Annotated in this window: 23 protein-coding genes; 12 read left to right on the forward strand and 11 right to left on the reverse strand. The window is 68.0% G+C overall.

The genetic code is table 11. From position 1 onward, the window contains the following. Window positions 1-44 precede the first annotated feature (44 nt). The 3 genes from A9179_RS03370 to A9179_RS03380 are packed head-to-tail and all read right to left on the reverse strand — an operon-like array spanning window position 45 to window position 1,848. Window positions 45-929, reverse strand: coding sequence for a cation diffusion facilitator family transporter (locus A9179_RS03370; RefSeq protein ID WP_187804450.1), 885 nt, complete (start codon window positions 927-929; stop codon window positions 45-47). After that, on the reverse strand, window positions 926-1,432 hold the full coding sequence (locus tag A9179_RS03375) for a DinB family protein (protein WP_187804451.1): 507 nt from the start codon (window positions 1,430-1,432) through the stop codon (window positions 926-928). Before A9179_RS03375 ends, A9179_RS03370 begins: the two co-directional genes overlap by 4 nt. After that, window positions 1,432-1,848, reverse strand: coding sequence for a polyribonucleotide nucleotidyltransferase (locus A9179_RS03380; RefSeq protein WP_187804452.1), 417 nt, complete (start codon window positions 1,846-1,848; stop codon window positions 1,432-1,434). The genes A9179_RS03375 and A9179_RS03380 overlap by 1 nt, the downstream gene beginning before the upstream one ends. A 154-nt stretch (window positions 1,849-2,002) precedes the next feature. Between A9179_RS03380 and hrpB the strand changes: the two genes are divergently transcribed. Then, window positions 2,003-4,522, forward strand: a complete 2,520-nt coding sequence (gene hrpB / locus A9179_RS03385) for an ATP-dependent helicase HrpB (RefSeq protein ID WP_187804453.1) — start codon at window positions 2,003-2,005, stop codon at window positions 4,520-4,522. A gap of 60 nt (window positions 4,523-4,582) precedes the next feature. Here the strand turns inward: hrpB and A9179_RS03390 are convergent, their stop codons facing one another. Then, window positions 4,583-5,323: a type 2 periplasmic-binding domain-containing protein gene (locus A9179_RS03390; RefSeq protein ID WP_187804454.1), complete on the reverse strand. Its 741-nt coding sequence runs from the start codon at window positions 5,321-5,323 to the stop codon at window positions 4,583-4,585. A gap of 97 nt (window positions 5,324-5,420) precedes the next feature. Then, window positions 5,421-6,503, reverse strand: coding sequence for an endonuclease/exonuclease/phosphatase family protein (locus A9179_RS03395; RefSeq protein ID WP_187804455.1), 1,083 nt, complete (start codon window positions 6,501-6,503; stop codon window positions 5,421-5,423). 135 nt (window positions 6,504-6,638) lie between these two features. Between A9179_RS03395 and A9179_RS03400 the strand changes: the two genes are divergently transcribed. Beyond that, window positions 6,639-7,454, forward strand: a complete 816-nt coding sequence (locus tag A9179_RS03400; protein ID WP_187804456.1) for a substrate-binding periplasmic protein — start codon at window positions 6,639-6,641, stop codon at window positions 7,452-7,454. A gap of 144 nt (window positions 7,455-7,598) precedes the next feature. Here A9179_RS03400 and A9179_RS03405 read toward each other — a convergent pair whose 3' ends face one another. Beyond that, a complete protein-coding gene (locus A9179_RS03405; RefSeq protein ID WP_187804457.1) occupies window positions 7,599-8,273 on the reverse strand; it encodes a YciC family protein in 675 nt (224 codons plus the stop codon). 81 nt (window positions 8,274-8,354) lie between these two features. On the opposite strand from A9179_RS03405, the gene A9179_RS03410 reads away from it, so the two are divergent. The 9 genes from A9179_RS03410 to A9179_RS03450 all read left to right on the forward strand — a co-directional run bounded on the left by A9179_RS03410 (window position 8,355) and on the right by A9179_RS03450 (window position 17,990). Beyond that, window positions 8,355-8,864 (forward strand): NYN domain-containing protein, encoded by a 510-nt coding sequence (locus A9179_RS03410; protein ID WP_187804458.1) that lies wholly within the window; start codon window positions 8,355-8,357, stop codon window positions 8,862-8,864. Window positions 8,865-8,876: 12 nt separating this feature from the next. Then, a complete protein-coding gene (locus tag A9179_RS03415) occupies window positions 8,877-9,476 on the forward strand; it encodes a 3'-5' exonuclease (RefSeq protein WP_187808484.1) in 600 nt (199 codons plus the stop codon). A 170-nt stretch (window positions 9,477-9,646) separates the two neighbouring features. Next, the gene (locus tag A9179_RS03420; protein WP_187804459.1) at window positions 9,647-10,978 is read left to right on the forward strand and encodes a DEAD/DEAH box helicase; all 1,332 of its coding nucleotides are present in this window, start codon (window positions 9,647-9,649) and stop codon (window positions 10,976-10,978) included. A 207-nt stretch (window positions 10,979-11,185) separates the two neighbouring features. Beyond that, on the forward strand, window positions 11,186-12,010 hold the full coding sequence (locus tag A9179_RS03425) for a response regulator transcription factor (protein WP_187804460.1): 825 nt from the start codon (window positions 11,186-11,188) through the stop codon (window positions 12,008-12,010). Window positions 12,011-12,222: 212 nt separating this feature from the next. Further along, on the forward strand, window positions 12,223-13,341 hold the full coding sequence (locus A9179_RS03430; protein WP_187804461.1) for an ABC transporter ATP-binding protein: 1,119 nt from the start codon (window positions 12,223-12,225) through the stop codon (window positions 13,339-13,341). A gap of 194 nt (window positions 13,342-13,535) precedes the next feature. Further along, window positions 13,536-14,681: an ABC transporter substrate-binding protein gene (locus A9179_RS03435; RefSeq protein ID WP_187804462.1), complete on the forward strand. Its 1,146-nt coding sequence runs from the start codon at window positions 13,536-13,538 to the stop codon at window positions 14,679-14,681. Between the two features lie 96 nt (window positions 14,682-14,777). Then, entirely contained in the window at window positions 14,778-15,689 is a 912-nt protein-coding gene (locus A9179_RS03440) for an ABC transporter permease (RefSeq protein ID WP_187804463.1), read from the forward strand. Beyond that, window positions 15,689-16,501 (forward strand): ABC transporter permease, encoded by an 813-nt coding sequence (locus tag A9179_RS03445; RefSeq protein ID WP_187804464.1) that lies wholly within the window; start codon window positions 15,689-15,691, stop codon window positions 16,499-16,501. The genes A9179_RS03440 and A9179_RS03445 overlap by 1 nt, the downstream gene beginning before the upstream one ends. A gap of 19 nt (window positions 16,502-16,520) precedes the next feature. Then, entirely contained in the window at window positions 16,521-17,990 is a 1,470-nt protein-coding gene (locus A9179_RS03450) for an aldehyde dehydrogenase family protein (protein WP_187804465.1), read from the forward strand. A gap of 6 nt (window positions 17,991-17,996) precedes the next feature. On the opposite strand, the gene A9179_RS03455 is transcribed toward A9179_RS03450, so the two are convergent. From A9179_RS03455 to A9179_RS03470, 4 genes are all read right to left on the reverse strand, one after another. Then, window positions 17,997-18,440 carry a PAS domain-containing protein gene (locus A9179_RS03455; RefSeq protein WP_187804466.1) on the reverse strand — a complete coding sequence of 148 codons (444 nt, stop codon included), beginning with the start codon at window positions 18,438-18,440 and terminating at the stop codon, window positions 17,997-17,999. A 3-nt stretch (window positions 18,441-18,443) separates the two neighbouring features. Next, entirely contained in the window at window positions 18,444-19,463 is a 1,020-nt protein-coding gene (locus A9179_RS03460; protein ID WP_187808485.1) for a response regulator, read from the reverse strand. 65 nt (window positions 19,464-19,528) lie between these two features. After that, complete coding sequence (locus tag A9179_RS03465) at window positions 19,529-21,256, reverse strand: bifunctional diguanylate cyclase/phosphodiesterase (protein ID WP_187804467.1); 1,728 nt, start codon at window positions 21,254-21,256, stop codon at window positions 19,529-19,531. Further along, a complete protein-coding gene (locus tag A9179_RS03470) occupies window positions 21,253-22,293 on the reverse strand; it encodes an ABC transporter substrate-binding protein (protein ID WP_187804468.1) in 1,041 nt (346 codons plus the stop codon). The genes A9179_RS03465 and A9179_RS03470 overlap by 4 nt, the downstream gene beginning before the upstream one ends. A 145-nt stretch (window positions 22,294-22,438) precedes the next feature. On the opposite strand from A9179_RS03470, the gene A9179_RS03475 reads away from it, so the two are divergent. Then, window positions 22,439-23,290, forward strand: a complete 852-nt coding sequence (locus A9179_RS03475; RefSeq protein WP_187804469.1) for a mechanosensitive ion channel family protein — start codon at window positions 22,439-22,441, stop codon at window positions 23,288-23,290. Here A9179_RS03475 and A9179_RS03480 read toward each other — a convergent pair. Next, window positions 23,287-24,054, reverse strand: a complete 768-nt coding sequence (locus A9179_RS03480; protein WP_187804470.1) for a tetratricopeptide repeat protein — start codon at window positions 24,052-24,054, stop codon at window positions 23,287-23,289. The two genes, A9179_RS03475 and A9179_RS03480, sit on opposite strands and share 4 nt — an antisense overlap. Window positions 24,055-24,109 lie beyond the last annotated feature (55 nt).

The raw sequence follows: 24,109 nt of genomic DNA on the forward strand, positions 1-24,109 counted from the left end.
ATCGCCTGTCCTGCGGCCTGCAGTGTTCCCGCATGGTTCGGCCATCAATGGCCGGCGCTTTCCACCGGGTCGGGATGCACCAGTACTTCGGCGCGCGGGAACTCGGCATGGATGGCCCGCTCGACCTGTTCGCATAGGTGGTGAGCTTCCGACAGCGGCAACTTGCCCGACAGCTCCAGGTGCAACTGGACGAACCAGTGACTGCCGGAAACCCGCGTACGCAGGTCGTGGGTGCCGAGCACGCCAGGCACACTGGCTGCCAGCAGCTGGATGCGTTCACTGACCTCTGGCGCCAGCTCCTGATCCATCAGCACCGCCACTGCCTCGCGCACGATGCTCACCGCACTCCACAGGATGTAGGCGGCGATGCCCAGGCCGAACAGCGCATCCAGGCGCTGCCAGCCGAAACTGGCGAGCAGCAGGGCGAGCAGAATGCTGCTGTTGAGCAGCAGGTCGGAGCGGTAGTGCAGCGAGTCGGCGCGTACCGCGGAGGAGCCGGTCACCCGCACCACATGGCGCTGGAACAGCAGCAGCGCGGCAGTCAGCACCAGCGATGCAATCATTACCGCGATGCCCAGGCCGGGCGCGCCCAGAGGGTGCGGGTCTTGCAGGTGCTTGACCCCTTGCACGGCCACCAGCACCGCACTGGCGCCGACGAACAGGGCCTGGGCCAGCCCGGCCAGGGCCTCGGCCTTGCCATGGCCGTAGCGGTGATCCTCGTCTGCCGGGCGCAGGGCGTAGTGCACGGCGATCAGGTTGAGCAGCGAGGCGGCGCCATCCAGCAGCGAGTCGGTGAGACCGGCGAGCAGGCTCACCGAGCCGCTCAGCCACCAGGCGACGGCTTTGGCTATCGCCAGGGTCAAGGCCAGGGCCAGGGCGGCGCCGGTCGCCAGGCGCATCAGGCGTGCGTGGGAGGGATCAATGTTCATGGCAGTTCGGTCAGGGCGTAGATGTAGTCCAGCTTCGGCGCTGGCTGGCCGAGGGCGGTGAGCGCCGCGGTGATCTGCCCGCGGTGGTGGGTGCCGTGGTTGACCAGGTGGCTGACGATATCCAGCAGCGGGCGCTGGAACGGCTCGCCGGCCATGTTGCAGTAGGCGATGGGCGTCAGCAGCTCGACATCGGTCAGGCCGTCTAGCTGGTTGTGCCAGGCGGCGACGCCGACCTGCAGAAAGCTCTCCATGGCCGCACGCTCGCTCACTGCCTCGACATCCAGCTGGGTGAAAGGTGGCGCCTCGCCGCGCACCCGCGCCAGCCAGATACGGTCGACCACGGCCAGGTGGTTGAGGGTGCCGTGGATGCTGCCGAAGAACAGTCCGCACGGCGCCCGGTACTGGGCCTCGTCCAGGGTATTCAGGGCCGTGAGCAGGCGCGCATAGGCCCAGCCGTGGTAGGCCAGCAGGCGCTGCAGGTGGGTTTGCAGCGCGCCGTGCATCAGGCCGCCGGACGCAGGCCGAAGGCGGCCAGTTGCTGCAGGGTGCCGCGCTGCTGGATCAGCCGCGGGTCGTCGAGGGGCAGCTGGCGGCCGGTCTCGCGGGCGATGATGGCCTTCAGCTTGAGCGGGTCGACCTGGCCGTTGGCGCCGATGGCGTCCTGCAGTTTCTCCGGCGCTACCGAGTACTGGTCGTTCTCCAGGTAGATGGCGCCGGTGGCGAAGTCGATGCCGAAGGCGATCAGCCCGGGGATCACATAGAACAGGATGCCGATGGCATCCAGGCCGGCCACCAGCGGGTCGATCTGCCCTTCGATCTGGCCGCGGCGGTCGGGGAAGAACAGGGTGCCGCAGGCGGTCAGCTGGCTGACCAGGGACAGGGCGAGAACGCCGCCGATAACACGAGACTTCATGTGCATGGGCACCTCCGGAAAATGATGCGGCACTATACCAAGGCCGCTGTTGCAGTTGGATGGCTCGGCGCAAATCCGGCGCAGTTCTGAGACCGCGACAGCGCATGCCCGGTTCGTCGCCCCGGCGCTCTATAATCGCCGCCTCGTTTGCGGAGCCGCCATGAATCCCCTGCCCATAGATGCCGTTATTCCTGCCCTGCGTGCCGCCCTTGGCGAGCGCCATGAGGCCGTGCTGGAAGCGCCGCCCGGCGCCGGCAAGACCACCCGTGTGCCGCTGGCGCTGCTGGGCGAGCCGTGGCTGGCCGGGCAGAGCATCCTCATGCTCGAACCACGCCGCCTGGCCGCGCGTGCCGCCGCCGAGCGCCTGGCCAGCGAGCTGGGCGAGGCGGTCGGCGAGACGGTGGGCTACCGCATCCGTCTGGACAGCAAGGTCGGGCCGAAGACCCGCATCGAAGTGGTCACCGAGGGCATCCTCGCCCGCCGCCTGCAGGACGATCCGGCGCTGGAGGGCGTCGGCCTGGTGATCTTCGACGAATTCCACGAAAGAAGCCTGGATGCCGACCTGGCCCTGGCCCTGACCCTCAATGGCCGCGAGCTGCTGCGTGACGAGGCGCCGCTGAAGGTGTTGCTGATGTCCGCCACCCTGGAGGGCGAACGCCTCTCGGCCTTGCTCGGCGCTGCACCGGTGGTGCGCAGCGAGGGGCGCATGCACCCGGTGGCGATCCGCTGGGGCAGCCCGTTCCAGCCCGGCGAATGGATCGAGCCGCGGGTGCTGCAGACGGTGCTGCAGGCCCTGGCCGACGAGCCGGGTAGCCTGCTGGTGTTTCTTCCCGGTCAGGCCGAGATTCGCCGCCTGCACGAACAGCTGGCCGAGGCCCTGGGCGGGCGGGGCGACATCCTGCTCTGCCCGCTGCACGGTGAGCTCGACCTGGCGGCCCAGCGCGCGGCCATCGAGCCGGCGCCGGCGGGGCTGCGCAAGGTGGTGCTGGCCACCAACATCGCCGAGACCAGCCTGACCATCGACGGCGTGCGCGTGGTGGTGGATGCCGGCCTGGCGCGGGTGCCGCGTTTCGACCCGGCCAGCGGCATGACCCGTCTCGACACCCAGCGCATCTCCCGTGCCAGCGCCACCCAGCGCGCCGGCCGCGCCGGGCGCCTGCAGCCGGGGGTGTGCTACCGCCTGTGGTCGGAGGCCCAGCACGAACAGCTGGCCGCCTACGGCAGTGCGGAAATTCTCCAGGCCGATCTGGCCGGCCTGGCCCTGCAGCTGGCGCGCTGGGGCGTGGCGCCGGCCGAGCTGGCCTTTCTCGATGCGCCACCCGCGGCGGCCTTCGCCCAGGGCCGCGACCTGCTGCAGCGGCTCGGCGCGCTGGACGAGCGTGGCGGCCTCAGCGGCCATGGCCAGGCCATGGCCGAGCTGCCGGCGCATCCGCGCATTGCCCACCTGCTGCTGCGCGGCCAGGCCCTGGGCCTGGCCGCGCTGGCCTGCGACCTGGCGGCGCTGCTTGGTGAGCGCGATATCCTGCGTGGCGGCGGTGCCGACCTGCACAGCCGCATGAGCCTGCTGGCCGGCGAGACGCGCGCCTCGGGCAGCTCGCGGGGTGGCGTACAGCGAGCGCGCCAGCTGGCCCGGCAATTCCGTTCCTATCTGCGCGGCAAGCCCGATGCGGCGGTACTCGACCCCGAGCGCCCGCGCTGGCTTGGCTGCCTGCTGGCCTTCGCCTATCCCGACCGGGTGGCCCGCCAGCGCCGCGCCGGCGGTGGCGAGTACCGCCTGGCCAACGGCCGCGCCGCGCTGTTCGGCGAGCCGGATGCCCTGATGAAGCACGAGTGGCTGGTGGTGGCCGACCTCGGCAGCCGTCAGGGCCAGCGCGAGGAGCGCATCTACCTGGCCGCCGACCTCGACCCGGCGCTGTTCGACGGCGAGCTGGCCGAGCAGGTCAGCCAGCGCGACGAACTGGAGTGGGATGAGCGCGAAGGCGTGTTGCGCGCCGAGCGCCAGCGCCGGGTCGGCGAGCTGGTGCTCAGTCGCGAGGCGCTCAGTGGCCTGGACGAGGAGGCGCGTGCCCGTGCCCTGCTCGGCCTGGTGCGGCGCAAAGGCCTCGAGCTGCTGCCGTGGACACCCGAGCTGCGCCAGTGGCAGGCGCGGGTGGCGCTGCTGCGCGGCCTCGACCTGGCCGCCCAGGGCAGCAGCGAGTGGCCGGATCTGGGCGACGCGGCGCTGCTGGCCAGCCTGGAGAACTGGCTGCAGCCTTACCTGGGCAAGGTCAGCCGGCTCAGCCATTTCGCCAACCTGGACTTGTCGGCGCTGCTCGCCGGGCTGCTGCCCTGGCCGTTGCCACAGCGTCTCGACGAGCTGGCGCCGCGCAGCCTGACGGTACCGTCCGGTTCGCGCATCGCCATCGACTACAGCGAGGAGCCGCCGGTGCTGGCGGTGCGCCTGCAGGAGCTGTTCGGCCTGGCCACCACCCCGCGCATCGCCGGCGGCCGTCTGGGCCTCAAGCTGCACCTGCTGTCGCCGGCGCGCCGGCCGGTGCAGGTGACCCAGGATCTGGCCAGTTTCTGGGCCAACACCTATGCCGAGGTGAAGAGGGATCTCAAGGGCCGTTATCCCAAGCACTACTGGCCGGATGACCCGCTGATTGCCGAGCCCACGGCACGGGCCAAACCGCGCAAGTAACCTCCGGCGCGGCGCACCCTACGCCACAGCGCGCAGTGGGGACGAGGAGGAATTGCGGGGCTACTTCAGATCCAGGTCATGGCCGCTGGCGCGCAGCTCGTCGTAGGCGCTGTCCAGCTGCTCCAGCAGTTGCTGGCTGCCGGGGGCGTGGCGCGAGGCGATCAGGCGCAACGGCATGCGCTGCAGCACGGTGACCGGCAGCGGCGACAGGCCGAGGGTCTTGCGTGTCTGCTCGACCGGCGCCTGGTAGTCCAGCAGGTAGTCGCCGCGCTTGCGCAGGAGCATTTCCAGGGCCGAGGCATGGGTGCTGGTGCGGTGGGTGGTGATGCCCAGGGCCGGGTCGGCGAGCAGGTCGTTGACCGACTTCCAGTAGCTGTAGCCGCTGATCACGATCACCGACTTGTCGCGCAGGTCGAGGGGGATCGCCGGCGCCGGGGTGCCTGCGCGGCGGTACAGGGCCAGGCTGATCTCGCCCAGGCTGTTGCGCGCCTCGAAGGTGTGACCCTGCAGTTCACTCTTGCCGCCGGCACCGGGCCACAGCTGCACGCTGCCATCGCGCACGGCGGCATACAGGCGCGCGCCCGGCAGCGAGCGGTATTCGCCGCGGTAGCCGGCATGGCGCAGCAGGCGTTCGGTGAGGGCGAGGATCGAGCCTTGCGGCTTGCCGTCGGTGTCGGTCCAGGAATAGGGCGGGAATTCGTAATAGCCGACGTGAACCACGTTGGCGGGCGCCGGGGCTTGCGCATGGGCGGCGGCACTGCTCAGCAGCACCAGGAGGACGGCGAGAAGGAGTCTGGGCATGTCCACTTCGCGGCTGTGAGCCGTCTTGTTGTTATTGCGCTGGTTCAGGCCCAGAGCATGGCGAGCGCCTCCGCCTTTGTCCAGTGGCCTGCCGGGCTCAGTTGAGTGGCAGCAGCAGGCGCGCGCTGAGCGGCAGGTGGTTGGAGATTTCCGCGGTGTCGTGACGCCGTACCTGGGCATCGAGGCGGCTCAGGCGCGGGCTGTACAGCAGGTGGTCGAGGGTGCGGTCGGCGCTGGCCTGGCCGAATGGCGTGAAGCTGTACCACTGCTGGCGTTCGGGGCCGGCGGCATCGGCGCCGCTGGGAATGCTCGGCAGCTGGTGGGCGAGACTGGCCAGTTCGCTGTGCGCGGCATAGCCGGCGCGCTGGGTCGCGGGCAGCTGGGCGTACTGCCCGGGCGGCAGCAGGTTGAGGTCGCCGCCAAACACCCAGGGCGTGGCGCTCTGTTCCAGGTGGTCGAGCAGGCTGCGGGTCATCTGGGCCTGCAGGTAGAGGTTGTCGGCATGCCGCCCGGCCGGGGCGAAGTGGCTGTTCAGCGCCACCAGTTCGCCGCCGCCATGCAGCGGCAGGCGGCTGACCAGCAGGGCCGGCTTGGGTGCGAACGGGCGGGTCAGCGGGTTGCCGTCGCTCATTGGCAGTTGCTGGCGCTCGGCGCTGCTGATGTGGAAGCGGCTGAGGGTGGCCAGCTTCATGCCGACGCTGCCGAAGATGCGCGGATGCGGGACGAAGGCGGCGCGCCAGTAGAAGGCTTCGCTGCGGCACGGGTAGAGGTCGGAGAGGCGTTCCATCAGCAGCGCCAGCTGATCCTCGTAGTCACTGGCGCGGGCGCCGTCCTGCAGTTCCTGCAGGAAGAGGATGTCCGGCTGTTCCTCGCGCAGCACCCGCACGACCTGGTCGAGGGTGGCAGCGCGTACGGTGGCGCTGGCCTGGCGCGTCGGCGGTGCGGTGGCATCGAGCAGGTATTGCGGCACGCGGCCGCGGCCGCCGAGCGACTGCAGGTTCCAGGTCATCACCTTGAGGGCCTGGCCGGGACGCAGCTGGGGCGCGGCGATATGGCAGGCGACCGGTACCTCTTCGCGCGCGACCGGGTGCCAGGTCAGGCAATAGATCAGGGCCGCGAAAATGGCGGCGGCGCTGGCCAGGGTGAGCAGGCTGATACGCAGCGGACGAGGCAGGGTCATGGGCGAGCGGTGCGGGCAAGGAAGGCGCACAGCATACCCGAGAAGGCCGGCGCCGGCATGCCTGGCGGGCTGTCGCGATTGGCACCGGCGTGCATAATGCCTGTCAGATTCCTTACCGGTTGTCTGGAGGCGGTCATGGGTCGCGAAGTGTCCAGCCAGGACGTACGCCGCTTGCCGGCGCACGTGAGCGCGCCGGCATGGCGCGGGGCCTGGCTGGCCTTGTGGCTGGGTCTGCCGTGCGCTGGCTGGGCCGAGCAGGTGGCGCCACTGCGCGTCGAGGTCGACAACTACTGGCCGCCGTTCCGCATGAGCGATGACAGTGGGCGCCTGCAGGGGCTGGATATCGACCTGCTCGACGAGCTGAGCCGGCGTACCGGCCTGCAGTTCGAGATCCAGGTGGTGCCCTGGGCGCGGGCCCTGGCCGACATGCGCAGCGGCCATACGCAGATGATGACCGGGCTGGCGCGCACCAGCGAGCGCGAGGCCTTTATCGACTACCTGCAGCCGTCCTACTACGCCTGCTCGCCACGCTTCTACGGCCCGCCGCCACAGGCCGCGGCCATCACCGAATATGCCCAGCTGCGCGGGCCGCGCATCGGCTACGTGCTCGACTCGGCCTATTTCCAGCCCTTCGACGCCGACGCCAGCCTGACCAAGGTCGGGGTGAAGAACGAGCAGCAGCTGCTGCAGATGCAGTTGCGCGGACGGGTCGAGCTGCTGGTCGGCACCGACTGCCAGCTCGACTACCAGCTGCGCGATCCCGAGCTGGCCCGGAGTCTGGTCAAGCTGGCTTACCGGCCGCAGTCGACCACTCACCTGTACATCGGTTTTTCCCGCGAGAGCCCGCGCCCCAGGGAGCAGGCGCTGATTGGCACCGCCTTGCGCCAGATGCTGGAAGAAGGCTGGCTGGAGCAGACCGCGGCGCGCTACTGGGGTACAGCGGCCCAGTGAGCCAGGTTCTGTACGAAAAGTGTCTGCGCTCGGCCATGCTGCGTTAAAAACCGGTTCGGAATGCTCATTTACAGCTCGTAAACTGCGCTTCCTCACCGGTTTTTGCCTTGCCTGACCTTCGCTCAACGACTTTTCGTTCAGAACCTAGTTGGTGCGGCCGTCCGGGGTCGGCTGCGCGGCGCAGAGCATGTAGCAGCGGAACAGCACCACGCTGGCGAACAGCTGCAGGAAGCTGTTGACGCAGTCCAGCAGCAGGCTGTCGATCGGGTCGTGCTGCTCGCCGAGCAGGCGCAGGCTCCAGTCGTCCAGCAGCCATAGCGGCACCATCACCAGCAGCACGCAGGCCAGCAGCGACCAGAAGTGGCCGACCGTGAGCAGGAAGCTTTCGCGCATCGCCTGCAGCGGCGTCAGGCCGCGCAGCACCAGCAGGTATTCGGCGAAGGCCAGCTTGACCATCACCCACAGCGCCGGCAGCAGGTAGGCGCTGGCGGCCAGCATCAGCAGCAGGGTGGTGAAGCCGGACAGCACGGCGAAGGAGGGCCACAGCGGCAGGCTGGCGGCCAGCAGGTTGCGGATGCTCGGGCGCTTGCCCTGGCTGCGCGCGTCGAGGAAGAGGATCAGCGCGGCGCTGTACAGCGGGTAGAACAGCAGGCCGACCAGCAGCCCGTAGGCCGGCGCGTGGGCCGGTTCGACCAGGCTGGAGACCAGCGCCCGGGTCAGGCTTTCCAGGGCAATCAGCGGCAGGCACAGCGGCACGATGCTGGGCAGGTGGCGGCTGAAGAAGAACAGGGCATCGCGCAGAACGCTGAGTGGATTCATCGGCAGAAGTCGCGGCAGTACTACAGAACTTCACTGTAGCCGATGGCCGGGGGCGTCGAACATGGGGTGCTTTGGCGCATAATGGCGGCCGTTTCCTGTGTGGGCCCCAGCGTGAAGAAGATCGCCCTGTTCGTCGATGTGCAGAACCTCTATTACACCGTGCGCCAGGCCCATGGCTGCCACTTCCACTATGCCGCGCTGTGGGCCCAGGTCAGCGCCGCCGGCGAGATCGCCGAAGCCTACGCCTACGCCATCGACCGTGGCGACCCCAAGCAGCGGGCCTTCCAGCAGATCCTGCGCAACCTCGGCTTCGAGGTGAAGCTCAAGCCCTATATCCAGCGCAGCGACGGTTCGGCCAAGGGCGACTGGGACGTCGGCATCACCATCGACGTGCTGGATGCCGCGGCGCGGGTCGACGAGGTGGTGCTGGCTTCCGGCGACGGCGACTTCGACCTGCTGCTGGACAAGCTGCGCAGCGCCCATGGCGTGAGCAGTACCGTGTATGGCGTGGCCGGGCTGACCGCCAACTCGCTGATTCGTGCCGCCGACCGCTATGTGCCGGTTGAAGGCGCCCTGTTGCTGAAGAACTGAGGAGTCCCGATGCTGGAACGCATCGCCGTTATCGACTTTGAAACCACCGGCATGTCGCCAGCGCAGAATGCCCGGCCGACCGAGATCGGCGTGGCCATCATCGAGGGCGAGCGGATCGTCGAGCGCTACCAGAGCCTGATGAATGCCGGGGCGTGGATTCCGCCGTTCATCGAACAGCTCACCGGCATCAGCAATGCCATGGTGCGTAGCGCGCCGCCGGTGGCCCAGGTGATGGCCGAGGTGGCCGACTTCGTTGGCGACACACCGCTGCTGGCGCACAACGCTGCCTTCGACGCCAAGTTCTGGGACGCCGAGCTGGAGCTGCTGCGGCGTACGCGCCGGCAGGCGTTCGCCTGCTCACTGCTGCTGTCGCGGCGCCTGCTGCCGGAGGCACCCAGCCACAAGCTGGGCAATCTCAACCACTGGGCCGGCCTGCCCAGCACCGGTCAGGCCCACCGCGCCCTGGCCGATGCCGAGATGGCGGCCAACCTGACCCTGCACATGGCCGGCCAGCTGCGCCGGCGCCTGGGCTTGGGCGAGGTCAGCCACGCCTATCTGTGCAGTCTGCAGAAACTCTCCGCGGCCAAGGTGCGGGCCCTGTTCAAGGCCTGAGAAGGCAGAGTAGGGCGGGTGCAACCCGCGAGCGCTGTCTGACGCGGGTGTCACCCGCCCTACGGGCATTGCCAGGCGCTGCTCGATAGGACAGGTGCACGGCCGGCGGGCGCTGGGACGGCGCAGCAGGTAAACTGCACGCCTGTTCTTCTTTTTCGGTTCCCTGCGCCATGAGCTTCACCTCCCTCGGTCTGATCGACCCCCTGCTGCGTACCCTCGAAGCGCTCGACTACCGCACGCCGACGCCGGTGCAGAAAGAGGCGATTCCCGCCGTGCTCAAGGGCCGCGATGTGCTCGCCGCAGCGCAGACCGGCACCGGCAAGACCGCCGGCTTCGCCCTGCCGCTGCTGCAGAAACTGACCATGGAAGGCTCGCAGGTAGCGGCCAACTCGGTGCGCGCGCTGGTGCTGGTACCGACCCGCGAGCTGGCCGAGCAGGTGGCGCAGGCGGTGCAGCAGTACGCGCAGAACCTGCCGCTGCGCACCTACTCGGTGTACGGCGGGGTCAGCATCAACCCGCAGATGATGAAGCTGCGCAAGGGTATCGACCTGCTGGTGGCCACCCCCGGCCGCCTGCTCGACCTGTACCGGCAGAACGCGGTGCGCTTCGACCAGCTGCAGGCGCTGGTGCTGGACGAGGCCGACCGCATGCTCGACCTGGGCTTCGCCCGCGAGCTGGACGAACTGTTCAGCGCGTTGCCGCGCAAGCGCCAGACCCTGCTGTTCTCCGCCACCTTCTCCGACGCCATCCGCCTGATGGCCAAGGAGCTGCTGCGCGACCCGCTGTCGATCGAGGTCAGCCCGCGCAACGCGGCGGCCAAGAGCGTCAAGCAATGGCTGACCACGGTGGACAAGAAGCGCAAGAGCGAGCTGTTCCTGCACCTGTACCGCGAGAAGGGCTGGGATCAGGTGCTGGTGTTCGGCAAGACCCGCAAGGGCGTCGACGAGCTGGAGCAGCTGCTGCTGGCCGAAGGCATCGCCGCCGACTCGATCCATGGCGACAAGCCGCAGCCATCGCGCCTGCGCGCCCTGCAGCGCTTCAAGGCCGGTGAAGTGCGGGTGCTGGCTGCCACCGACGTGGCCGCGCGTGGCCTGGACATCAGCGAGCTGCCACGGGTGGTCAACCTCGACCTGCCGATCGTCGCCGAGGACTACGTGCACCGTATCGGGCGTACCGGTCGTGCCGGCGCCACGGGCGAGGCGGTGTCGCTGGTGTGCGCCGACGAAGTCGAGCTGCTGGCGGCCATCGAGACGCTGATCGGCCAGATCATCCGCCGCGAGGATGAGCCGGGCTTCGAACCGGATCACCGGGTGCCGCAGACCGCCCCCGGCGGCGCGGTGCTGAAGAAGCCGAAGAAGCCCAAGGTCAAAGTGATTCCCGGCGCCGGCAAGGGCAAGATCCACATGGGCAACTGGTTCGAGGAAGAGCCGGCCAAGCCCAAGGTCAAGGCCGTGCGCGCGCTGCCCAAGTTCGGCGAGAAGCCGCGCCCGAAAAAGGGCTGAGGCGCACTCCGGCGTCACCTTTCTGTGGCATTGGGTGACGTCTTGGCTGGCAGTCGAACCCAGGTCGGGGCAGGGCCGGGGGACGCCAGGCCCGTGGCAGAGGGCATGGCCGGGGTTTCAGCATATTGGCGCATTTCCTGCATTTTTGTGCGAAATGCTGAACGGCTACACTGAAGGTCGTGCAGCCCACCCTCAGGCAGCCAACCCATGCGCCACAAGGAACTGAAACACTGGACGAGCGGCGTCGCCCAGCTGCTGGCCCAACCCGCCGGGCGCGCGCGCCTGCTCGGCCTCAGCCAGTGGCTGCAGCAGATCTGCCACGTCGACCACTTCGTGCTCTTCGTCTACGAGGGCAACCACCGGCCGCTGGCGCTGTTCGATACCTTCCCGCCGGACAAGCGCCACGTCTATGTCGACGACTACCAGGTCGGCCCCTACCTGCTCGATCCCTTCTACCTGGCCTGCACCCGCAACCAGGCGCCCGGCCTGTGGCGCCTGCGCCAGTTCGCCCCGGATCACTTCTACCTGGGCGAGTACTACCTGACCTACTACCAGCAGACCGGTCTGACCGAGGAAGTGGCCTTCTTCATCGACCTGGCCGACGGCGCCAAGGCGGTGCTGTCGCTGATGCGCAGCGCCTGCAGCCCGGCCTACAGCCGCGACGAGATACAGCTGCTGGACTGCGCCCAGGCGGTGGTCGAACAGGTGGTCGGCCAGGCCTGGGAACTGGCTCGGGCTCAGGCGCCGCGCCCGGCCCATGACCTCGACTTCAAGATCCGCGAGGCCTTCGACCAGTTCGGCGCCCAGGTGCTGACGGCGCGCGAGCAGGAGGTGGTGCAGATGCTTCTGCGCGGCCATTCCAGCGCCTCGGTGGCGGAGCAGCTGGCGATCAGCCCGGGCACGGTGAAGATCCACCGCAAGAACATCTACGCCAAGCTCGGCATCGGCAGCCAGTCCGAGTTGCTGGGCCTGTTCGTGCGCGATCTGGGCGGCCAGCGGGATGAGCCGGAGCCGCTGCGCACGGCGGTCTAGCGCTTCCCGCACCCGCTAACGGGTGAAAATCGATCAATCACCTGCAGGCCCCGCCGCGCGGGGCCTGCAGCCGCTCATCCAGAACTTGTCCACAGCACGCTCCACAGTTTCTGTGGAGTTCCGGCCTATCCCCCGAGGGATATATACAGCCGAAAAGCCCCCTCGCTAGCCTGTTGCTACATGCCAAGCACAGCGGGAAAAAGGGGCCGGTCGTGAGCGATGCCAGCGAAACCTTCGATATCGAATTCCGTCACGTGGTGAAGCGCTACGGCGCGGTGACGGCCGTCAACGGTCTGGACTTCAAGGTACGCCGTGGCGCCTTCCATTCCTTCCTCGGCAGCTCCGGCTGCGGCAAGACCACCACCCTGCGCATGATTGCCGGTTTCGAGCAGCCCAGCGCCGGCGAGGTGCTGCTGGCCGGCCGCCCGGTGGCCGGGGTACCGGCGCACCAGCGCCCGGTGAACATGGTGTTCCAGAGCTACGCGCTGTTTCCCCACCTGTCGGTGCTGGACAACATCGCCTACGGCCTGCGCTACCGCCAGCCGCGCCCGGACAAGGCCGGCCAGCGCCGCCTGGCCGAGGAGGCGCTGGAGATGGTGCGCCTGTCTGGCTTCGGTCAGCGCAAGCCGCATGAGCTGTCCGGCGGCCAGCAGCAGCGTGTGGCCCTGGCCCGCGCCCTGGTCAACAAACCCACGGTACTGCTGCTGGACGAACCGCTGGCGGCGCTCGACCGCAAGCTGCGCAAGGAGATGCAGTCCGAGCTGCTGCGCCTGCAGCGCGAAGTGGGCATCACCTTCGTGCTGGTCACCCACGACCAGGAAGAGGCGCTGTCGATGAGCGACAGCATCAGCGTCATGCAGGACGGCCGCATCCTGCAGAACGCCAGCCCCGAGCAGCTCTACGAGACCCCGGCGAGTCGCTACGTGGCCGACTTCATCGGCGAATCCAATCTGTTCGACGGCACGGTGCGGCGCATCGAAGACGGCCGCGTGTTGCTGGAAACCGCCCAGGGCCTGCAGCTGGCCAGCCCGCAGACGCCCTCCGGCCCGGCGCTCAGGGCGGCCGAGGCGGGCTGCATCGCCGTGCGCCCGGAGCTGATCGCCATCGGCGCCGGCAACGAGACCCTGGCCCGCGAAGTCAGCCTGCCCGGCGAGGTGGTCGATCGCATCTACCTGGGCAACCTCACCGAGTACCGGGTGCGCACCGATCCTTTCGGCATCGTCTGCGTGCGGGTGCCGCGCCACGGCCTGGCCGAGCGCTCGGCCTTCGAGCATGGCGCGCCGGTACGCATCGGCTGGGATCAGGCCAGTGGCCTGGCCATGGGCCTGTAACAGGCAGGCAAAACGACAGAACCTGTTCACGATCTTTGGGACTAGAGCCAGGCAAGGCAAAAACAGGCGAGGAAGCGGAGTTTACGAGCTGTAAATGAGCATTCCGAGCCTGTTTTTAACGCGGCATGGCCGACGGGCAGGAGATCGTGGGCAGGTTCTAAGAACAATCAACCCTTGAAAGGCAGGTGGCAGCAATGGATCGGAAAGACTTCATCAAGCAACTGCGCAGCTGGCAGAACGGCTCCATCAGCCGTCGCGACTTCCTCGGCAAGACCGGCCTCGGCCTGGCCATGGCGGTGACTGCCGTCAACATGCCGAGCCTGCTGCTGGGCAACCGCGCCTTCGCCGGCGAGAAGGGCAGCATCGGCGACCGGGTGACCCTGGCCACCTGGCCCAACTACCACAACGCCGACAACCTGGCCGCCTTCGCCGCGCAGACCGGTGCCCAGGTGCAGATGAACGTGTTCGGCTCCAACGAGGAGATGCTCGCCAAGCTGCAGGCCGGTGGCAGCGGCTGGGACGTGTTCGTGCCGACCAACTACACCATCAGCACCTACGTCGAGCTGGGCCTGATCGAACCGCTGGATCTGTCGCGCTTGCCCAACTTTGACCCATCCGCCTTCGAGAAACGCTTCATGGAGCAGGGCAGCGTGGGCGGCAAGGTCTACGCCGTGCCGAAGAACTGGGGCACCACCGGCTTCGTCTACGACAGCGAGCAGATCAAGGCGCGCCCGACCAGCTGGAAGGAGTTCTGGGAACTGGCCAAGGGCGAGGCCACCGGCCGGGTAATGGTGCACGACTACCAGCTGACTGCCATCGGCAACGCCCTCAAGTCCTTCGGCTACAGCTTCAACTCGCTGGATCCGAAAGAGCTGGCCGATGCCGAGAAGCTGCTGCTGGAGGTCAAGCCGCATCTGTTCGCGATCAACTCCGACTACCAGCCTTCGATGCGCAGCGGCGATGCCTGGATGACCATGTGCTGGACCGGCGACGGCTCCCAGCTGCACCGCGACATGCCGCAGATGCAGTATGTGCTGGGCCGCGAGGGCGGCGAGCTGTGGAGCGACTTCTTCGCCATTCCGAAGAGCGCCGAGCGCCGCGATGCGGCCTACGCCTTCATCAACTTCCTGCTCGATCCGCAGGTCAACAAGCTGGAAGTGGAGGCCCACGGTTACCCCAGCGGCGACAAGCGGGTGGATGCGCTGCTGCCCAAGGAGATGCTCGACGATCCGATCATGTACCCGGCCGCCGAGCTGCTCAGCGCCCTGGAGTTCGGCGCCGCGGCGACCCTCACCAGCCCGGCCCGCGCCGAGCTGATGGCGCGCTTCAAGGCGGCCTGACCGGCAACGCTTTGGTAGGAGCGAGCTTTGCTCGCGAGCAGCGCTCGCTCCTACATAGCAAAGAAAGCCGCTTCCATGAATCGTAAGGACTCTGCCATGAACGTCGCTCTCAGCGCCCCCGCGCTGGCCGATGCGGGCCAGGCCGTGCCGGCATCCGGCCGTAGCCTCGGCCGGCGTGTCACCCTGCTTCTGCTACTGCCGTCGACCCTGTGGTTTCTCTTGCTGCTGCTGTTGCCGCTGGTGATCATCCTGGTCTTCAGCCTCGGTGAGCGCAGCCCGGTCGGTGGCTACAGCGCCGCCCTGACCCTGGACAACTACCTGAACCTCGGCTCGCGGGCCAAGGCCTTCTACAACACCCTGCTGCTGGCGCCCCTGGGCACCCTGGTGTGCCTGGTCGCGGCTTACCCGCTGGCCTACTTCCTGGCGGTCAAGGTGCAGCGCAACCGCTCGCTGCTGCTGACCCTGGTGATAGTGCCGTTCTGGACCAGCTTCCTGATCCGTACCTACGCCTGGATCTTCATCCTCGGCGGCAAGGGCCTGCCGGCGCTGCTGGCGATGGTCGGGCTGGACAATGTGCGGCTGATCAACACGCCGACGGCGGTGCTGATCGGCATCGTCTACGGCTACCTGCCGCTGATGGTGTTCCCCATCTACGTGAGCCTGGAGAAGCTCGACAAGCGCCTGCTGGAGGCCTCGTCCGACCTCGGCGCGAGTGCCTTCGAGACCTTCCGCCGGGTGACCCTGCCGCTGTCGGCGCCGGGGGTGATCACCGGCTCGATGCTGGTGTTCATCCTGCTTATGGGCGAGTTCCTGATCCCCGCCATCCTCGGCGGCGGCAAGGTGTTCTTCGTCGGCAACGCGCTGGTCGACCTGTTCCTGCAATCGCGCAACTGGCCGTTCGGCAGCGCGGTGGCGATGACCCTGGTGGCGATGATGCTGGTGATCATCGCCCTCTACCTGAAGCTGGTGGCGCGCTACGGCAAGCGCGGCACGGAGGGCATGCTCTGATGTGGCTGCGCAGCTATTCCACTTCGCTGTACCTGTTCCTCTATGCGCCGATTGCGCTGATCGTGCTGTTCTCCTTCAACGCCGGGCGCAGCGGACTGTCCTTCCAGTGCTGCTCGACCCAGTGGTTCGGCCGCGCCTTCGGCAACCCCTTCATCATGGAGGCGCTCGGCACCAGCGCGCTGATCGCCCTGTGCTCGGCGGTGCTGGCCACCCTGTTCGGCACCCTGGCGGTATTCGGCCTGCAGCGGGTGGGCAAGCGGGTGCGGATGGTGTTCGATGCGCTGATCTACTGCGCCATCATCATTCCCGGCATCGTCATCGGCATCGCCACCCTGATCGCCTTCATCAGCCTGTTCGAGGTGGTCAACCCGCTGCTGGATGTGCTGCTGGGCATCGGCCTGCCGCGCCTGCGCATGGGCCTGTTCACCGTGATCGCGGCGCACTCGCTGTTCACCATGGCGCTGGTCATGGTCATCGTGCGTACCCGTGTCGAGGCGCTGGACAAGGCCTTGCTGGAAGCCTCCGCCGACCTCTACGCACCGCCCCTGGATACCTTCCTGCGGGTGACCCTGCCGCAGATCGCCCCGGCGATCCTGGCCGGCTTCCTGCTGGCGTTCACCTTCAGCTTCGACGATTTCATCATCGCCTTCTTCGTCGCCGGCTCGGAGACCACCCTGCCGATCTACATCTTCTCCTCCATCCGCCGGGGCATCACCCCGGAGATCAACGCCATCTCCACGGTGATCATCTGCGTCTCCCTGGCGCTGCTGTTCACCTCCCGCCATTTGCAGAACCGCCGCAGCGGCGCCTGAGCGCCCATGGAGCAGAGCCATGCGTGACCAGCTGTACATCAACGGACAATGGGTCAGCCCGGATCTGGGCGGCTACTTCGAGACCTTCGATCCGGCCACCGGCGAGGCGCTGCAGCGGGTGCCGGCGGCCACCGAGGAAGACATCGACCACGCCGTGCACGCGGCCCGCCAGGCCTTCAACCGTGGCTGGGGGCAGAGCAGCGGGGCCGAGCGGGCCGGCTGGCTGGAGGCCCTGGCCGCTGAGCTGGAGCGCGGCCAGGAGGCATTGGCCACGCTGGAAGTGCGCGACAACGGCAAGCCGCTGCCGGAGGCGCAGTGGGACATCGCCGATGCCATCGGCTGTTTCCGCTACTACGCCGGGCTGGCGCGCGAGCTGGACGGCCGCCAGGACGAACCCCTGGCGCTGCCGGACGAACGCTTCAGCTGCCGCATCCGCCACGAACCGGTGGGCGTGGCCGGGCAGATTATCCCGTGGAACTACCCGCTGCTGATGGCCGCGTGGAAGGTTGCCCCGGCTCTCGCCGCCGGCGCCACCTGCGTGCTCAAACCCTCGGAACTGACCCCGCTGACCGCCCTGGAACTGGCTGGCGCCGCCGAGCGTATCGGCCTGCCCGCCGGGGTGCTGAATGTGGTCACCGGCCTCGGCGGTGAGGCTGGCGGGCCGCTCAGCCAGCATCCGGGGGTGGACAAGCTGGCCTTCACCGGCAGCGTGCCGACGGGGAGCAAGATCATGTCGGCGGCGGCGGCCGACATCAAGAACATCAGCCTGGAGCTGGGCGGCAAGTCGGCCTTCATCGTGTTCGACGACGCCGATGTGGACGCTGCGGTGGAGTGGATTCTGTTCGGCATCTTCTGGAACCAGGGCCAGGTGTGCAGCGCCACCTCGCGCCTGCTGGTGCAGGAGGGCATCGCCCCGCGCCTGCTCGAGCGCCTGGTCGAGGAGACCCGGCGCATCAGCATCGGCCCCGGCCTGGAGCGCGGCGTGCTGCTGGGGCCGCTGGTCAGCGCCGGGCAGTACCAGAAGGTCACGGGCATGATCGAGCAGGGCCGCCAGGAGGCGCGCCTGCTCACCGGCGGCAAGCGCCCGGCGCATTTGCCGCAGGGCTATTTCCTGGAGCCGACCATCTTCAGTGAGCCGGCGGATAACGCCAGCATCTGGCGCGACGAGATCTTCGGCCCGGTGCTCTGCGTCAAACGCTTCAAGAACGAGGCCGAGGCGCTGAAGCTGGCCAACGACAGCCGCTTCGGCCTGGCCGCGGCGGTGATGAGCGCCGACCTCGAACGCGCCGCGCGGGTGGCCAACGGCCTGCGCGCCGGCATCGTCTGGGTCAACTGCTCGCAGCCCACCTTCACCCAGGCACCCTGGGGCGGCATGAAGCAGAGCGGCATCGGTCGCGAGCTGGGCCGCTGGGGCCTGGACAACTACCTGGAGGTGAAGCAGGTCACCGAGTACCGCAGTCGCGAGCCCTGGGGCTGGTACCTCAAGTAGAGCGACTCAGGCCTGGCGCAGCTGCGCCTCGGCGGCTTCGGTCATGTCGTAGATCATCAGGCAGACGTGTTGCACTTCGCCGCCGGTGGCGGCCAGCGGCAGGATGGTCAGGTTCTGGTACATGAACTCCGACTGACCGGTGATCGGCCGGTAGGTCTCGAAGCGCAGCAGATAGGGGCGCTGCTGCCACAGGCTGAAGGCGCGGGTGCCCAGGCGCAGCACGGTGCCGACCTTGCGCTCCAGCCAGGTGCGGTCGATCTCCGGGAACAGCTGGAACAGGCTGCGCCCCTGCACCTGGTCGGCGCCGAGGCCCGAGTGGTTTTCCATGAAGCTGTTCCACACCTCGACGCGGAAGTTGCGGTCGACCACCAGCACGCCGACATCCAGGCACTGGACGATATCGAGCAGCCAGTGCAGTTCACGCAGATCGACCTGGGCTTGATCGGACATGGCTCACTCCATCAGGTACTGGATCTTGGCCGTCAGCCGCGGCACCGAGGCCTCGGTGAACAGCAAGAGCAGGTCGAAGTGCACGGCGTGATCCTCCAGGCCGTAGCTGATCTCCACCGCCAGGGTCTTGCGCCAGCGCGCGCCGTTGAACTGGATCAGCTCGTCGATGCTGCGCGCGTGCTGGCCGAGCAGCTGCGGATGACCCTGGGAAAAACGGATGTCGAGCTGTTCGGCGATGCCGGCCAGGCAGGCGCCGATCAGGATGCTGGCCAGGTCGAGGAGCATCTCCGAGGTGGCATCGTCGCCGCCCGGACGCAGCCCCAGCAGGCGGGCGATGTCGGCGATCTGCGAGTCGTGGAACAGCAGCAGCGCCTCGCCGGCGATGGCCTCGCCGATAAAGCCCTGGCACACCGCGCTGAGCTGCTCGCCGCGGTTGGCGTCGGCCAGTGCCATATGCAGCTCGCTGGCCTCGAACAGGTCGACGGCCGGTATGGGCAGCTGCACGAACACGCTCAGCTCTTCGGCCAGCAGGGCGGCGGCACGGCCCATGGCGACATTGCTGACTTCGCGCAGGGCGTCGCGGAAATTGACCTTGAGCGCCAGCTCGGCGCGTGGCGCGGCGGCCGCGGCGGTTGCGGCGGTTGCCGGTTCGGTGGCGACCTGGAACAGGCCATGGCGTTCGAGGGCGGAGCGCAGTTCGGCTGGCTCGACCGGTTTGCGCAGGAACTCCAGGGCGCCGAGCTCGAGTACCCGCCGGCGGGCTTCGTCCTGCACGTCGCCGGACACCACCAGCACCTGGCAGGCCAGGCCTTCCTCGCGCAGTTGGGCGAGCACCTGGTAACCGTCCATGACCGGCATGGTCAGGTCGAGCAGCAGCACCTGGCCGAGGCCCTGGCGAATCGCGTCCAGCGCCTCGACGCCCTGGGTCGCCTGGGTGATGGACACCGACCATTCGGGGGGCAGGGCGCGGATCAGCTGCTTGCGCGCCATGCCGGAGTCATCGCAGACCAGAAGCGGAATCAACACAGGTACCACGCTAGGAAGTCGCTACAGGGCATGCAGCAAGCATAGCCGCTGCCCGCACAGCGCTAGTTGACCAGGCCGGGCGGCTCGAAGGAGTAGGTATTGCGCCCGTCGTTCTTGGCCTTGTACATGGCGCGGTCGGCCTGCTGCACCAGCGACTCGATGTCGTCGCCGTCACGCGGGAACAGGCTGACGCCCATGCTGGCCTGCACCTGCACCTCGTGGCCGTCGATCAGCATGGGCAGCTGGAAGCGGTCGAGCAGCTTCTGCAGGATGCTGATCACCTGCTGGGCGTCTTCCACCACCTCGAACAGGATGACGAACTCGTCGCCGCCCAGGCGCGCCACCGTGTCGCTCTCGCGGGTGGCCGAGCGCAGCAGGTTGGCCACGGCCTGCAGCACGTGGTCGCCGAGGCTGTGGCCGAGGCTGTCGTTGAGTTCCTTGAAGTGGTCGAGGTCGATGAACAGCACGGCCAGCTGCTTGCCGCTGCGCCGCGAGTTGGCCAGGGCGTGTTCCAGGCGCTCGAAGAACACCCGGCGGTTGGGCAGGCCGGTCAGCGGGTCGTGGCGGGCCAGGTGCTCGAGGGCGTTGCGGCTCTGGTTGAGCTCCTCCATATGGTCGAGCACTTCCTGTTGCATCTGCACGAAGCTGCGCGCCAGCTGGCCCAGCTCGTCGCTGCGGCGTTCGGCCAGCGGGCTGACCTTGTGCTCGCGGGAGAAGCGTTGCACCGCCTCGGTCAGGCTCTTCAGCGGGCGAGTCAAGGTGCGTGCGGCGACGATCGCGATCAGCAGGGCCAGCACGCTGAACAGCAGTACCACCTGGCTGATGCGCTGACCGAGGTGGGCCGCGGCGGACAGTACCTTGTTCTCGGGCATGGCCAGGCCAAGGATGACGAAGTCTTCCGGGCTGTGGGCGGCGATGTCGAGGCGGGTGAAGGCGGCCACCAGCGACTGTTGCTGGTCGCTGCCGGAACGACTGACCAGGCTCTCGCGCTGGTCGTTGGTGAGCAGCTCGCGTACTTCGGGGAACTCGTCCTGGATCAGCATGCGCCGGCCCTGGTCGAAACCGAAGGTGCGCTGGTGATCCGGGTGGATCAGCAGGTCGCCCCAGTTGTTGCTCAGGTAGACCCGGTAGTAGTCGGGCAGGTCGCTCTTCAGCTGGCTGAACAGCTGATCGAGGTCGACATTGATCACGATCAGCGCGGAGGGACGCTGCTGCCCGTCGTACAGCGGTGTGGACACGTGCAGGGTCGGCCGATCCAGCGCCGAGTGGGCGCCCAGTTCGCGGTTGATCACGATCGGCGACAGCAGCACGTCGCCCTGGGCGATGCCCAGGGTCTCGAACACGTAGGGGTAATGGGCTTTTTCCTGCAGGTCGTGGCCCTCGACCCGCAGCAGGCGGTCGCCGTCGCGATCCACCCGCACCTGCTCGAGGCCATGGCCGGCGGCATTGATCAGGCGGATCTGCAGGAACTCCGGGTGCACCTGCATCTGTGCGCGGAACAGCTCGGCCAGGTCACTTTCCGCATCCAGGCGGGCGGCGTCTTCGCGCAGTTCGGGCAGTTGCCGCCCTGCGGCCACGGCGGCGAGCAGGCGGGCATCGCGCGAGACACCCTCGATGCTGCCGCGCAGGTTGCGGCCGAGCACCTGGGTGGCGGTCTGCAGGTCGCGCTCGGCGGCCTTGAGCAGCATGCTGCGGCTGTTGCTGTAGGAGTAGTAACCGGTCAGCCCGGTGACCAGCACGCCGAACAGGGCGAGCAGGCAGCCGAGCTTGAAGGCGATGCCGTACTTCATGGCGTCTCCTCCAGTGGCGGGCGTTCACCGGAGATGATGCGCTGCCACAGGCGGGCGCGGCGGCTGGCATCTTCCACCGGACGCAGCCATACCAGGCGCGAGGCGCGATCCACTTCGGCCGGTTCTTCCAGGGTGTTGGACAGGCCCTGGCGCTGGGTCAGGGTGTGGCTGATACGCGGCTCCAGGGTGAAGTCGATCCACGCCGCGGCCAGTTGCGGGTCGCGTGCGCCACGGCTGATGGCCCAGCAGTCGAGCCAGGCCAGGGCACCCTCGCGGGGAATCACGTAGCCGACATCGGCGCCTTCGTCCTGCAACTGCTTGAGTTGCTGGCGCCCGTAGTTGGCGAACAACAGCGCCACCTTGTGCTTGCGGAACAGGTTGGCGGCTTCCTCCGGCAGGGCGTAGAAGGCCAGCACGTTGCGGCGCAGGGCGATCAGCTGTTCGGTGATCTGCGGGAAGTCCTCGTCGGCGATCTGGAACGGATCGCGGCCACGGGCCTGGCTGGCGATGGCGAAGTTGTGGCTGCTGGTGTTGAAGGCCAGCACCCGGCCCTGCAGCTGCGGATCCCACAGGCTGGTGATCGAGGTCGGCGGCTCCTGGAACTGCTGGCGGTCGTAGATCAGGCCCATTTCCGAATAGGTGTAGGGGATCGCATAGACCAGGCCGGCGTGGGTGATGCCGGGAATTTTCGGGTAGTCGCGAAAGCGCCAGAGCTGGCGGGTGGTGTTGCCGATCTTCTGCGGCTGCAGCGGCTGCAGCAGCTGCTGGTTGACGTACTGCTCGATCTCCGCGGTGTTGGCGGCGATCACGTCGTAGTCGCCACCGTTGTTCGCCGCCAGCTTGCTGCGCAGCACTTCGTCGCTGCCGACCAGGGTGACCTCGACCTTGACCTCCTGGCGCTGCTCGAATTCGGCCACCAGGTCGCTGTCGGCGTAGCCGGGCCAGGCCAGGATGCGCAGTGGCGCCTTGGCCGCCAGGGCGGTGACTGGCGACAGGCTGAGCAGGGTGAGAAGCAACAACGGGCGAAGGTACGGCATCGGCGGAGTCGCGGCTGAAGGGCTTCTGCAGTGTATACGATGGCAATCTGCCTTGCCCTAGGCAGTATTACTAAAGAGCGCCGGGTAGGCGGCGTCAGGCGTGCTAGCGTTCTTCGGGTCAGCCACTTTTTGCAGGTAACCCATCATGGAAGAAAACGCTCTGCTCAGTGCCGGTACCGCCAAGGCCAACCAGTTACTGGAACTGGTCACCACCTACGGTGCCGCCTTCGCCGTGAAGATCCTCGCCGCCATTGCCTTCTGGGTGATCGGCCGCTGGCTGATCGGCTTCGCCGTCGGCCTGGTGCAGAAGGCCCTGGGCCGGCAGAAAGTCGATCCTACCGTGCTGCGCTACCTGGGTAACTTCATCACGGTGACCCTCAACATCCTCCTGGTGATCGGCATCCTCGGCTACTTCGGGGTGCAGACCACCACTTTCGCCGCGCTGATCGCCGCAGTCGGCCTGGCCATCGGCATGGCCTGGTCCGGGCTGCTGGCCAACCTGGCGGCCGGCGGCTTCATCATCGTCCTGCGGCCGTTCAAGGTCGGCGACTTCATCTGCGCCGGCGGGGTCACCGGCACGGTCACCGAGATCGGCCTGTTCGTCACCGCGATCAACACCCCGGACAACGTGCTGACCCTGGTGGGCAACAACAAGATATTCTCCGACAACATCCAGAACTACTCGCACAACGCCTTCCGCCGGGTCGATCTGCAGGCCCAGCTGTCCGGCGCCGCCGATTGGAAGGCCGCCGTGGCCCTGCTCAAGCAGCGCATCGCGGCCATCGACAACGTGCTGGGCGCGCCGGCGGTGGATGTGGAAATCCTCGAGTTCAACCTGGTCGGGCCGGTGCTGGCGGTGCGTCCCTACTGCCATACCGACCACTACTGGCAGGTCTATTTCGACACCAACAAGGTGATCAAGGACGCCCTGGGCGAGGCCGGCTTCCCGGCGCCGATGCCGGCGCAGATGGTGATAGTGCAGCAGAGCGGCGGCTAGGCCCGCTGCTGCTGGGCTTGCTCCAGCTCCTGCAGCTCACGCCGGGCCTCGCCCAGGCAGTCCTGGTGCAGGTTGCGGTAGTGGCGGGGCGCGCGGCGGGCGTAGTCGGCGATCTGGGTCAGCAGGTTGTGGGCCTCGTCGCTGCGGCCCAGCTGGCGCAGCAACTGTGCGTAGTACAGACGCGCCTCGGGCCCGGCAAAGTAGGCGACCAGGGCCTGGAACTCTTCTTCGGCCTTGGCGCTGTCGCCCAGGCGCGCCAGGGCGCGGGCATACAGCAGGTGGCCGTCGGCCGAGCGGAACTGCGGGTTGTGTTCGATCAGCTGTTCCAGGGTGGTGCGGCAGGCGCCGGCGGCATTGCCGGCGAACTGGGCGCGGGCCAGGCCGAGCATGATGTCCGGGGCGTGGCTATGGATGCCGCGCAGGGCCGTCTGGTAGTGGCTGGCGGCTTCCTCGGCCTGATCCAGGCGTAGCAGCTCGTCGGCCAGGCGCACGCGGGTTTCGCGGGTATCACTCATTTCCAGATCGGCGCGCAGGGCACGCAGATGGCGCTGCGGGTCGAGGCGGTCGTGCAGCTGGTTGACCGCGCGGCGGCCGCTGCGGCTGCCGAGCATGTCCGGCAGCATGATGGCCAGGGCGTAGATCAGGCAGCCGAGGCCGGGCAGGGCGATGATCAGGTACAGCCAGTAGCGTTCCTGGCCGCTGCGCACGACGTGCAGACCGCAGACAACCTGGCAGGCGATGAGAAGCAGGGCGAGTATGGGCATGGGACTGGTTCGGCATCCGTGCTGAGGGAGGCCTTATGTAACATGCCGCCGTTGC

Origin of the sequence: Pseudomonas alcaligenes, assembly GCF_014490745.1 — a bacterium.
Lineage (GTDB): Bacteria > Pseudomonadota > Gammaproteobacteria > Pseudomonadales > Pseudomonadaceae > Aquipseudomonas > Aquipseudomonas alcaligenes_C.